Origin of the sequence: Methyloversatilis discipulorum (assembly GCF_018780585.1) — a bacterium.
Lineage (GTDB): Bacteria > Pseudomonadota > Gammaproteobacteria > Burkholderiales > Rhodocyclaceae > Methyloversatilis > Methyloversatilis discipulorum_B.
Genome location: NZ_JADMJL010000016.1, coordinates 393,487 through 405,770, shown reverse-complemented (window position 1 = coordinate 405,770; position 12,284 = coordinate 393,487). Strand labels below are relative to the sequence as shown.

Genomic DNA, 12,284 nt, shown 5'->3' with positions numbered 1-12,284 from the left:
GCCGCCTGCGGAACTGATCGCCCTCAGGCCACGATCATCGCGACCGCGGTCGCCATCAGCAGCAGCGCGAACAGCTTCTGCATCTGCCGCTCCGGCAGCCTGTGCGCGAGCGCAACACCGGCCGCCACCGTGAACAGCCCGCCCGCCGCAAGCGGCAGCCCCATGCTCCAGTCGACCTTGTGCGCCTGTGCGTAGCTCGCGAGCGCCACGACGGCACTGGGCGTGACCAGCGCCAGCGCGAGGCTCTGCGCCACCGTCTGCCGCTGGCCGAACAGCCGCACGAACAGCGGTGTCGCGACCAGCCCGCCGCCGACGCCGAGCAGGCCCATGCTGCTGCCGCCGACCACGCCGACCAGCGGAATCAGCGTGTCGCGCGGCCGCGGTGCAGCGCTCTGTGCCGACGGCGCCGAGCGCCACAGCAGCGACACCGACAGCGCCGCCATGAAGCCGCCGAACAGCATGCGCAGCAGCGTCGGGTCCAGCCGCGCCGCGAAATGTGCGGTGACGGCGGTGGTGGCGGTGGCGACCGCGGCAATCGCCAGCACGCGCGAGATCGGCACCGGGTGCCGGCGCTGGTAGCGCCACCAGCCGACGAGCAGATTGGGCACCATCATCACCAGCGCCGTGCCCTGCGCCAGCGCCTGGTCCATGCCGAAGGCGAGCGCCAGCAGCGGAATGGCGATGACGCCGCCGCCGATGCCGAACAGACCGCCTAAGAAGCCCAGCGCGGCGCCGAGTGGCAACGTGATCAGAAGGTCGTGGAAAGCCATCGCGGAGCAGGAAGACATCAATGGCAAGCATGCTATTCAAGCTATCGATAACTACAATGATCAGAAATTCAAACGATCATTGCTTTTAAAGTCATCAATGAAAGACGCCGCCGATCTGCTCTTCTTCAGCACGCTGGCCCGTCAGCCCAGCCTCGCCGCAGCCGCCCAGCAGCTGGGCGTGACGCCGCCCGCCGTGAGCCGGCGGCTGGCCGCGCTTGAAGCGAGGCTGGGTGTGCGCCTGCTCAACCGCACGACGCGCCGGGTCAGCCTGACCGCCGAGGGCGAGCGCTATCTCGAAGAGGGCGAACGCATCCTGCGCGACATCGACGCGCTCGAACGCTCGCTCGCCGCGAGCCGGGCGGTGCCGAGCGGCCTGCTGCGCATCAACGCCACCTTCGGTTTCGGTCGCCGCCATCTGGCGCCGGCAGTGTCCGAGTTCGCCCGGCGCTGGCCCGAAGTCGAGGTCGTGCTGCACCTGACCGACCGCCCGCTCGACCTCGAAAGTCATGGCATGGATCTGGCGATCCGCTTCGGTCCGCCGCCCGACACCCACGTGCATGCGCGACGCGTCGCCCGCAACCGCCGGCTGCTGTGCGCGGCGCCGTCCTATGTGGCCGCGTTCGGCGCGCCGGATACGCCACAGGCGCTGCGCGCGCATCGCTGCATCGTCATCCGCGAGAACGACGACGCCTTCAACACCTGGGTGCTGTCCGACGGCACGCGCGAAGTAAAGGTGAAGGTGGCCGGACCGCTCGGTACCAACCACGGCGAAATCGCGGTCGACTGGGCGCTGGACGGCCACGGCATCCTGCTGCGCTCGGAGTGGGACATCGCGCCGCACCTGCGCGACGGCCAGTTGCTGCGCCTGCTCGAACCCTGGGCCGGCACGGCGGCCGACATCCATGCCATCTGGCCACCGCACCACCAGCTGTCGGCGCGGGTACGCGCCTTCGTCGACTTCCTGGCCGATCGCTTCGCCGATTTCCGGCCCGGCGCGGATGAAAGCGTTACCGGCCGGTAACGGTTGCCGTCGGCTGCCGGTGCTAACCTCGCATACGTTGCACATCGAACACCACCACGCCCGCCTTTCGTGACCGTCGCACCGCTCCCCCTGATCGACCAGCTGATCGCCCGCCGCCGCCGCATCCCGGTGACGACGGCGCTCATCGTCGCCAACCTGGCAGTGTTCGCCGCCATGCTGCTGTCCGGTGCCGGGCTGTGGCATTCGGCCAACGGCATCCAGCTCGCCTGGGGCGCCAACTTCGGGCCAGCGACCAAGGACGGCGAATGGTGGCGGCTGGGCAGTGCGCTGTTCCTGCACTTCGGCCTGCTGCACCTGGGCATGAACATGCTGTCGCTGCTCGACGGCGGTCGCCTGGTCGAGCGCATGTTTGGCCCGCTCCGTTTCGTCGCGATCTATTTCGTCAGCGGCCTCACCGGTAACCTGCTGTCGCTGATCGTGCAGGGCGACCGCGCCGTATCGGGCGGCGCCTCCGGGGCCATCTTCGGCGTCTATGGCGCACTGCTCGCCTTCCTGTGGCAGCAGCGCGCCACGCTGGACCGGCGCGAATTCGTACGCCTGTTCTGGGGCGCCTGCCTGTTCGCCGCCGTCACCATCGTGCTCGGGCTGAACATTGCCGGCATCGACAACGGCGCCCACATCGGCGGCTTCGTCGCCGGCCTGCTGGCCGGCGCGGCGCTGGTGCGCCCGCTGGACGACAGCGCCGTGCTCGGCCGCTACCGCCAGCCGGTGGCCTCGGCCGGTCAATGGCTGGCCGGCCTCGGGCTGGCGCTGATGGTCGTCGTGCTGGTGATCGCAATCCCCGCGCCGCGTTACCGCTGGAGCGAAGAGGTGATGGCGCGCGACGAAATCCGCGACTTCATCGGCGCCGACCGCCGCATCGCCCACCGCTGGAACACGCTGATCGGCGACGCCCAGCGCAATGGCGCCAGTTTCGACGACCTTGCCGGGCAGATCGAAAGCGAGGTTGCTCTGCCCTACCAGCAGAGCTTCGAGGACCTGAGCGACCTGCATCTGAGTCCCGCCGCGCCGTCGGCGGCCACCTTGCGCGAATTGCGCCAGTACGCGGAAGCGCGCCGGGATGCTTCACGCGCGCTGGTCGAAGGCCTGCGCGCGCACGACATGGACGCCGTGCGCGACGCGCTCGAAGCGGCCAGCCGTGCCGGCGAGCGACCGCCCGCCGCGAGCCGCCCCGCCCCGGCTCGCTGATCGCCCGGAGCCTGCCGTGCCGCGCCGCTGGATCGCCCACCTCGACATGGACGCCTTCTTCGCGTCAGTCGAACTGCTGCGCTACCCCGAACTGCGCGGCCAGCCCATGGTGGTCGGCGGCGGTGCCCGGCATCAGCCGGAACGGCAGGCGGACGGCACGCGCCGCTTCGCCCGGCTGCGCGACTACGTCGGCCGCGGCGTGGCCACCACCGCCACCTACGAGGCGCGCGCCTTCGGTGTGCATTCGGGCATCGGTCTGATGAAGGCCGCTGCGCTGGCCCCGGACGCCGTGCTGCTGCCGACCGATTTCGACGAATACAAGCGCATGTCGCGGCTGTTCAAGCAGACGGTACTGGCGCAGGTGCCGGTGATCGAGGACCGCGGCATCGACGAAATCTATTTCGAACTGACCGACCAGCCGGGCGCGCAGGACGCCGCCGGCGACGACCCGCACGGCGGCGTGCGCGCGATCGCGAGCCACATCCAGCAGGCGGTGAATGCGGCGACCGGCCTCAGCTGCTCGATCGGACTGTCGCCGAACAAGCTGCTGTCCAAGATCTGTTCCGACCTCGAAAAGCCGCGCGGCCTGACGGTGATCACCGAAGCCGACATTCCCACCCGCATCTGGCCGCTGCCGGCCAAGCGCATCAACGGCATCGGCCCGAAAGCGAGCGCCCGGCTCGAATCGCTCGGCATACGCACCATCGGTGAGCTGGCCGCCGCCGAGCCGCACTGGCTGATCGAACAGTTCGGCCGCAGCTACGGCGCCTGGCTCGCCGACGCCGCGCGCGGGCACGACGAGCGCCCGCTCAGCTACAGCCGCGACCCGAAATCGATCAGCCGCGAAACGACCTTCGAACGCGACCTGCACGCGAAACACGACCGCGAGGAACTGGGCGGCATCTTCACCTGGCTGTGCGAGCGGCTGGCCGACGACCTCAGGCGCAAGGGCGTCGTCGCGAAATCGGTGGGCGTGAAACTGCGGCAGGACGACTTTCGCATCGTCACGCGCGAAATCACGATGGATGCCTATACGGCGGACGCGGTAGTCATCCGCCGCCACGCAGGTCTGTGCCTGAAACGGATGCCGCTTGAACGTCGGTTCAGACTGCTCGGCGTACGGGCCGGTCATCTGCTGTCGGCAGAGGATCTCGCTGACGCGCCCACCGGCCACGACGAAGGCCAGCTCGCGCTGCCGTTCTGAGCACGCCTGCGCAGCGCGGGTCAGGCGCCGATCCAGTGGGAGCAGAGTCTTGGCCTCGACGCAGTCCGCGGACTTCGATTCCAGCGGCTGTCGGGGTCAAGACCCCTCCCACAGAACCCGGCGCTGGCTCCAGCCACGAATCGGGCGCGATCCCTGTGGGAGCGGCCTTGGCCGAGACGCGGCCAGGGCCGCAGAGCTTCAGGTGCGCAGGAAGCGCGCCTCGAACTCCTCCGCCGGCACCGGCTTGCTGAACAGATAGCCCTGCCAGGCGTCGCATTCGCGGTCCTTCAGGAAGGCGAGCTGCTCTTCGGTTTCGACGCCTTCGGCGACCACGCGCATCTTCAGCGTGTGCGCCATCGCGATGATGGTGGCGGCGATTTCCATGTCGTTGCGGTCCTGCGGGATGTCGCGCACGAAGCTCTGATCGATCTTCAGCACGTCGATCGGGAAGCGTTTGAGGTAGGCCAGAGACGAGTAGCCGGTGCCGAAGTCGTCGATCGACAGCGCAACGCCGAGCGCCTTCAGCGCACGCAGGCGTTCTTCGGTCTGCTGGAGATCGTCCGCCAGCATCGATTCGGTCAATTCGAATTCGAGCCGTCCGGCCTGCAGACCGGACTCGGCCATCAGCACCGACAGGTACTGCGCCATGTCGGCGTGCTGCAACTGGCGCGCCGACAGGTTGACGGCGATGCTGAGCGCATGACCGGCATCCTGCCAGGCACGCGCCTGGGCGCACGCGGTGCGCAGCACCCACTCGCCGATCGGCACGATGAGGCCGCTTTCCTCGGCCACTGGAATGAAACGGGCCGGCGACACCATGCCCTCGTCCGGATCCATCCAGCGGATCAGCGCCTCGGCGCCGACCACGCGGCCGCTCGCCATGTCGATCTGCGGCTGGTAATGCAGACGGAATTCGCCGCGTTCGAGCGCGCGGCGCAGCCGCGTGTCCAGATGCAGTCTGTCCTGCGCGGCCCGGCTCATCGCCTCGGTGTAGAAGCGGAAGGCACCGCGGCCCGCTTCCTTGGCCTGATACATCGCGACGTCGGAATGCTGGATCAGCTCGGTCACCGTGGTGCCGTCTTCCGGATAGACGGCGATGCCGATGCTGGCGCCGATGTAGATGTCGCGTCCCTGGGCGAGGCGGAACGGCGCCTGCATCAGTTCGAGCAGCGAATGGGCGACGTGGGCGGCATCTTCGGGCGCGGTCATGCTCTCGATCAGCAGCACGAATTCGTCGCCGCCCAGACGCGCCAGCGTGTCTGCCTCGCGCAGACGCGCGCGCAGGCGCTGCGCGATGGCGCCCAGCAGTTCGTCGCCGACCGGGTGACCCAGGCTGTCATTGACGTTCTTGAAGCGGTCGAGATCGATGAACAGCAGCCCGACGTGCTCATGCTGCCGCTCGGCGCGCTCGATCGCATGCTGCACGCGCGACTGCAGCAGCAGGCGGTTCGGCAGGTCGGTCAGCGGGTCGTGGTGGGCCAGGTGATCGAGCTTGGCTTCGGAGCGCTTGAGCTGGCTGATGTCGGTCATCACCGCGACGTAGTGACTGGCCTGTCCGGATTCGTCACGCACCGTGCTGATGTTCAGCAACTGCTGGTACAGCTCGCCGCTCTTGCGCCGGTTCCACACCTCGCCCTGCCAGAAGCCGCTTTCCAGAACCGCACGCCACATCGCCTTGTAGAAGGACATGTCGTGACGACCCGACTGCAGGATGCGCGGATTGCTTCCCAGCGCCTCGAATTCGCTGTAGCCGGTGATGTCGGTGAAGGCACGATTGACGGCGACGATGCTGGCGTCCAGATCGGTGATGAAAACGCCGTCGCGCGTGCTTTCGAACACCGCCGCCGCCTGCCTCAGCGCGCGGCCGGCGCGCACCTTCTGCACGGCCAGTGCGGTGATGCGGCTGAATTCGACGATGAGCTTGAACTGCTCGTCATCGGGCAGGCCCGGTGCGTCGTGATAGACGGCGAAGGAGCCGAGCACGCGCCCGGCTTCGTCCTTGAACGGCACCGACCAGCAGGAGCGGAAACCGACGCGACGCGCGAGATCGACATAGGGCGTCCAGTACGGGTGGTCCAGCACATCGCCAACCAGTATGGGCTCACCGCTCCAGATCGCCGTGCCGCAGGAGCCGACGCCTTCGCCCGGCTTCAGCGCCTCGAGTGCCTGGTTGTAGTAATCGGGCAGGCTGGGCGCCGCCCCATTGCGCAGATGACCGCTGGCTTCGTCGAGCAGCACGATGGACACGCGCATGTCGGCCTCGATCGCCTGCATGCGCAGCGCGATCGTTTCGAGGATGGATTCCAGCGGCGCCACCTGCACCACACGGTCGAGCACCTCGGTGCGCGCCTCGTTCACGAGCGCAGCACGCTTGTTCGCCGTGATGTCGGTCCATGAACCCACGATGTCCGCCACCGGTGCGCCGGCCTCGCTGACCCGCCGCAAGTCGTCGCGTACCCAGATTTCGCGTCCGTCACCGCAGCGGAAGCGGTATTCATGGCTCAGGTGACCTTCACGCATCAGGGTCGCCATGCCGTCCAGCGCCCGCTCCCGATCCTGCGGATGAATGTGATCGATCCACCAGCCCGGCTGCATCGCCTCGGCGATCGGGTAGCCGAGGATTCGGCTGACGTTCTCGCTCACCCAGGTGGGGTGCGCCGCGCCATCCTGCACGCTGAGGCTGTACACAATGGTCGGGCTGGAGGCGAGCAGTTGCGCCATGCGCTGATTGGTGTCGCGCAGGCGTCGCTCCTCGCGCGCCAGCTCGGCACGACGGTGCACCTTCTCCAGCGTGGACGGCAGTTCGAACAGATAGCCTTCGTGCTGAACAAGATAGTCGTCGACACCGAGGTGCAGCGCACTGGACGCCAGTTCCTCGCTTTCGCGGCCGGCCATCATGACGACCGGCAACTGCAGCAGACGCTCCAGCCGGATGCGCCGTACCAGTTCGAGCGCGTCTGCCGGATGCGGACCGGCGTCGAGCAGCAGCACGTCGAATTCGGCTTCTTCGCCGGTGGCCGGCAAACGGGGCGCGACGTCGTCGATGCGGACGACGGCATCGAGCCGGATGTGCGGCGCATGCTTCAGCAGGTGACGGCGCATGCGCTCCAGTTCGTTTCCGCCGACGGCGGCCGACAGCACGCGTATCGGCCGGTCACGGCGCGCCTTCATCGAGCGCTGGCGCACCACAGCCGCGTCCATCACGCGCGGCAGGCGTTCCAGATACTGGTCGCGCTTAATCAGGTAGTCGTCGGCGCCCGCCTTCAGCGCGGCGATCGCCGCGTCGCCGTCGCCCGAACCGGTCAGCACGACGACGGCGAGCGGCCAGCCCTGTTCGCGCACGTGGGCGAGCAGTTCCAGCCCGGTGCCGTCGGGCAGCTTGAGGTCGGTCAGCAGCAGGTCGAACTGCCCGGATTCGAGCAGGCTGCGCGCATGCGCCAGCGTCGTCGCGATCTGCAGCTCGATGTCGCGCCCGCAGCGTGCCAGCGCCCGCTGCGTGAGATCGGCGTCGAACTCCGAATCTTCGGTGTAGAGGACGCGCATCAGACAGGGCGCTGGTTGAGTTCGCACCAGTAGCGTTCGATCTGTCCCGCCGCTTCGACGAAACGATCGAAATCCACTGGTTTGACGATGAAGGAATTGACGCCCAGCGCGTAGGCGTCGTGCAGATCGCGGTCTTCCGACGACGAACTGAGCACGACCACCGGAATGCGCCGGTACTTCGGATGCACCTTCAGGTGGCGCAGCACCTCGATGCCATTCACGCGCGGCAGGTTGATGTCGAGCAGGATCAGCGACGGCGGCGTTTCGCCAGCCTCCCAGCGGTCGATCAGGCCGATCGCCTCCTCGCCGTCACGGGCGACGCTGATCGGGTTGTGCAGATGGCTACGCGCGAAGGCGCGGCAGGTGAGGTCGATATCGACCGGATTGTCCTCGACCAGCAGTATGGGCAGCGTGAAGGGCTGCTGCTGATTGACCGCAGTGATCATGCAGGAAACTCCAGATTGAAGCAGGCGCCTTCGCCGGGCGCGCTTTCCGCCCAAACGCGACCGCCCATGCGCTGCATCGCCTTGCGCACCAGCGCCAGGCCAACGCCGGTACCGGCGAACTCTTCGCTGCGGTGCAGGCGCTGGAATATCTCAAAAATCCGCTCGTGGTACTTCATGTCGAATCCGATGCCATTGTCGCGTATCGACAGCACGATGCGCTCCCCTTCGCTTCGCGCACTCAGCGTGATGATGGGCGGCTTCGCGTCGCGGCTGAACTTCAGCGCGTTGTCGATCAGATTGCGCAACACCAGGTCCAGCCCCTGCCGGTCGGCGCGCACGATGAGCGACGGCACCTCGCCGACGATCTGCGCCGACGCTGCCGCGATCTCGTCGGCGCGACGGGTCAGCACGCTGCGCATCAGCTCGCCCAGATCGACGCGGCTCGCCTCCAGCGCGCGCCGCTCCATGCGCGAATAGGCCAGCAGGTCCTCGATCAGGGCGTGCATCTGCGATGCACCGTTGCGGATATTGCCGAGAAAACGTCGCCCCTGCTCGTCGAGCCGGTCACCGTAGTCCTCGATCAGGATGCGGCTGTAGCCGTCGATGCCGCGCAGCGGCGCCTTCAGGTCGTGCGACACGGCGTAGGAAAAGGATTCGAGCTCCTTCATCGCCGCGGTGAGCGCCTGCGTGCGCTCGCTCACCCGCTGTTCGAGGTCGCGGTTGAGCGCGCGCAGTTCGTCCTGCGCGTCGCGCAGTTCGGTGATGTTGCGCGCCATGCCGAGCACGCCGATCAGCGTGCCATCCTCGCTGCGCATCGGTACCTTGATCGTCTGCACGCGCAGGCATTCGCCGGTCACGTCCGAACTGACCGTGGATTCATGGATGCTGCGCAGCCCGGTGCGCACGGTTTCCTCGTCCTGCGCGCGGAAAAGGTCCGCCACCTCGGTCGGGAAGAAGTCGTGGTCGGTCTTGCCGGCGAGATCGGCCTCCGGCAGGCCGAAGAACTGTTCGACCATGCGGTTGCACGACAGGTAGCGGCCTTCGATGTCCTTCACCCATACGAAATCCGGCAGCGCCGAAAACAGCGTGCGCAGGTAGGTGCGTTCCTTTTCGACCGCCTTTTCCGCGCTGCGCCGCGCCGTCACGTCGACGTCCATGCAGACGAAGATCGGTTCGCCCTGCAGGCCCGGAATGGCAAAGGTGCTGGCCTCGACCTGGCGCAACGCACCACTGCGGTGGCGCACCGTGTATTCGAGCGGTCCGATGCGCACCTTGTCGCGCTCGACGCGCGCCAGCAGTTCGACGAAATCGCGAGCTTCGTCGCTGCCGAACATCAGTTCGTCGACGCCGCGCCCCAGTGCCTCGTCCATGCTCCATCCGTACAGCGTTGCCGAGGCGTGATTCCAGTACAGCACGCGACCGTCGCGATCGAACCACTGCACCGCCACGTTCGGCGCGTATTCCAGCGTCGCGCGCAGGCGTTCCTCCGACGCACGCAGCGCCTGTTCGGCCTCGACCGAGGCGCTCACGTCGAGCAGCATGCCGGTGTACTTGATCACCCGGCCGGCGGCGTCGGTGACGCATTCGGCCGACGGCTGCAGGTGGCGGACCGGTCCGCGCTCAGGGGCCGTGCGGTAGATCGTCGGCGTAAGGTGGGGCGCCGCCTCGGCCATCTGCCGCATGGCCTGCGCCACGCTCGGCCGGTCGTCCGGGTGAATGCAGGCGAGGTAGTCGTCGATCGGCGGGATGCCGGCAGCCGGATCGAGCCCGAAGAACTCGTACATCTGCTCAGACCACCAGCCGCGCCCGAGCGCCGGATAGAACTCCCAGCTGCCGAGGCGGGCGATGCGCTCCGCCGCCTGCAGACGATTGCGCTCCAGCTTGAGCGCCTGCTCCGCCTCGTGCCGCGACGTGATGTCCTGCACGACCGCGATGTGGTAGTCCGGCGCCTCACCGGGCGCCCACAGCGGCGTCACGCTGAAGTTCACCCAGACGATGTGACCGTCCTTGTGGACCAGGCGCTTGTCCATCGAGAACTCACGGATGTCGCCGCGCTTGAGCGCCTCCATGTGCTGCAGGTCGACCGCCAGATCGTCGCGATAGGTGATGCGCATGAAATCGAGCGCCAGCATTTCGTCGCGGCTGTAGCCGACGATGGCGCAATACTTCGCGTTCACGTCGACGAAGCGTCCCAGCCGGCTGTCGATGCGGGCGACACCGACGCCCGCCTGCTCGAACACGGCGCGCATGCGCGTCTCGCTGTCACGCAGCGCCGCATGCTGCGCCTGCAGTTTCAGCGCCATGTCGTTGATCGCACCACCGATCTGCGCCAGTTCGTCGCGGCCGTCGATGCTGACACGGGTATCGAGCCGCCCGCGGCCGACCTCGCGCACGGCTTCGACCAGCCTCTGCGTGCGACGGAACCAGATCAGGTGCAGGAACAGCGCCAGCAACAGCGCGGACAGCAGGATGGTCGCCGCATGGCGCCACAGTTCGAGTCGGCTCGCGTGCAGGCGCTGCGCCAGCGGCAGTTCGAGGTCGGTACGCACCAGCAGGCGGTGACCGGCCGCCAGCGTCAGCACCGCCAGCAGCGCGCGATCGTCGGCCGAACGCTCGATGCGCAAGGAACGGTCAGGGGACGTATTCAACTCAAGCAGCGGGTTGCCGGCCGGGTCCATCACCTTGTCGACCAGCGGCTGACCGACGTCGGCGCGCGCCAGCGAACCGACGACGCGCCCGCCGGGCGCGATCAGGTAGGCGTGCGTCAGGTTCGGGCGCAGGCCGAGTTCGGCCACCATGCGGCGCAACTGCGGAAGGTTGTCGTTGGCGATGTGCAGGTCGAGCACCGACTGCTCGACACCCAGGCGCTCGGTCAGCGACTGCGACTGTTCATACTCCACCAGCTGCCGGTATTCGCGCACCTGCAGAATGTTGTTCAACACGGCCAGCAGCAGCGCGAATACGGTCAGCAGCAACGGCACCAAGGTGCGCGACGGCAGCTTCATTGCGCGCCCTTCCCGTCACGGTCCGGTACCAGGCCGGGCACGAACAGGCGCGCCCAGTCGGGGTCGGCCATCATGCGGCCGCTGGCCTTCAGGTCGCTCGAAAGCCGCGCCAGACCCAGCGCCGGCGAATCGGTCGGTGAGGCGAGCAGTGCCTGGCTCTGCGCGTCGCTGTACATGTTCAGGCGGGACAGGGCCAGCGCGTACTCATCTACGGTGAGGTCGGCGCCGGCCGCCAGCGAATTCGCCGCCTCGGCCGGACGCGCCAGCATTTCGCGCCGCCCGGCTTCGAACGCACCGAGCAGCACCTGCACCTGATGCGGTCGAGCCTGCAGCGCGTCGGCGCGCACCACCAGTACATCGACGACCTCGCCTGTCATGTTGGCGCTGTCGAGCACGACGACGAAGCCGGCCGACGACAGTCGGGAGATGACCGGTTCGAAGGTGATCACCGCATCGACACGGCCCGCCTTCAGCGCCGATTCGTGCTCGATCACCGGCAGCGTGACCAGGCTTACATCGTCGCGCCGCAAGCCGCCTGCCTCGAGCAGGCGCTGCAGCATGATGGACGCCAGCGCGGTGTCTTCGAGGCCGATGCGCCCGCCTCCGAGGCGATCGGCCGAACCGATGCCGGGGCGTGCAAGCACCGCGTCGGCGCCCCTGGACAGGCTGAGCACCGCCACCACCCGCACGTCGATACCCGCCGCCGCCAGTTCGACCGCCTCCGGCAGCGTCAGTCCGGCCGCCTCGATCAGGCCGTTGCGCAACTGGCGCGCGCTTTCGCTGCTCGTCTCCAGCTCGACCACGCGCAGGTCCGATGCACTGAACAACCCGCGTTCGCGCGCCAGCACCAGCGGGTCGTAGCCCACCCACGGATTGAGACCGACGCGCAGCGGCAGCTGCGGCGCCTCGCCACAGCCGGCCAGCAGGGTCATCGCCACGCCCGCGACGAGCGCGCACAGGGCGGACACGACACGGCCGGGCAGACGGCCCGCAATCGGTTGTTCTGTCATGCTGCAGGTTCCGGGCGGCAGGAATGTTGGCGGCAACTCGGCAGGGCGGCGTCGCTCGCGCGTCCGCAATTCTTTA

At 68.0% G+C, this 12,284-nt stretch carries 8 protein-coding genes; 3 read left to right on the top strand and 5 right to left on the bottom strand.

Going from position 1 to position 12,284, the window contains the following annotated elements:
- Nucleotides 1–23: 23 nt before the first annotated feature.
- Nucleotides 24–788, bottom strand: coding sequence for a sulfite exporter TauE/SafE family protein (locus IV112_RS07965; RefSeq protein WP_304002603.1), 765 nt, complete (start codon nucleotides 786–788; stop codon nucleotides 24–26).
- Nucleotides 789–867: 79 nt separating this feature from the next.
- Here IV112_RS07965 and IV112_RS07960 point away from each other — a divergent pair, with 79 nt between their 5' ends.
- The 3 genes from IV112_RS07960 to IV112_RS07950 all read left to right on the top strand — a co-directional run bounded on the left by IV112_RS07960 (nucleotide 868) and on the right by IV112_RS07950 (nucleotide 4,204).
- A complete protein-coding gene (locus IV112_RS07960) occupies nucleotides 868–1,791 on the top strand; it encodes a LysR family transcriptional regulator (RefSeq protein ID WP_304002601.1) in 924 nt (307 codons plus the stop codon).
- A 69-nt stretch (nucleotides 1,792–1,860) separates the two neighbouring features.
- Nucleotides 1,861–3,000: a rhomboid family intramembrane serine protease gene (locus tag IV112_RS07955; protein WP_304002599.1), complete on the top strand. Its 1,140-nt coding sequence runs from the start codon at nucleotides 1,861–1,863 to the stop codon at nucleotides 2,998–3,000.
- Nucleotides 3,001–3,016: 16 nt separating this feature from the next.
- On the top strand, nucleotides 3,017–4,204 hold the full coding sequence (locus IV112_RS07950; protein WP_438362230.1) for a DNA polymerase Y family protein: 1,188 nt from the start codon (nucleotides 3,017–3,019) through the stop codon (nucleotides 4,202–4,204).
- Nucleotides 4,205–4,402: 198 nt separating this feature from the next.
- On the opposite strand, the gene IV112_RS07945 is transcribed toward IV112_RS07950, so the two are convergent.
- From IV112_RS07945 to IV112_RS07930, 4 genes are read right to left on the bottom strand one after another with little or no spacing between them, the layout of a single operon-like run.
- Nucleotides 4,403–7,747 (bottom strand): EAL domain-containing protein, encoded by a 3,345-nt coding sequence (locus tag IV112_RS07945; RefSeq protein ID WP_304002597.1) that lies wholly within the window; start codon nucleotides 7,745–7,747, stop codon nucleotides 4,403–4,405.
- Nucleotides 7,747–8,193: a response regulator gene (locus IV112_RS07940; protein ID WP_304002594.1), complete on the bottom strand. Its 447-nt coding sequence runs from the start codon at nucleotides 8,191–8,193 to the stop codon at nucleotides 7,747–7,749. Before IV112_RS07940 ends, IV112_RS07945 begins: the two co-directional genes overlap by 1 nt.
- Complete coding sequence (locus IV112_RS07935) at nucleotides 8,190–11,198, bottom strand: PAS domain S-box protein (RefSeq protein ID WP_304002592.1); 3,009 nt, start codon at nucleotides 11,196–11,198, stop codon at nucleotides 8,190–8,192. The genes IV112_RS07940 and IV112_RS07935 overlap by 4 nt, the downstream gene beginning before the upstream one ends.
- Nucleotides 11,195–12,208, bottom strand: a complete 1,014-nt coding sequence (locus tag IV112_RS07930) for an ABC transporter substrate-binding protein (RefSeq protein ID WP_304002588.1) — start codon at nucleotides 12,206–12,208, stop codon at nucleotides 11,195–11,197. Before IV112_RS07930 ends, IV112_RS07935 begins: the two co-directional genes overlap by 4 nt.
- Nucleotides 12,209–12,284: the final 76 nt, after the last annotated feature.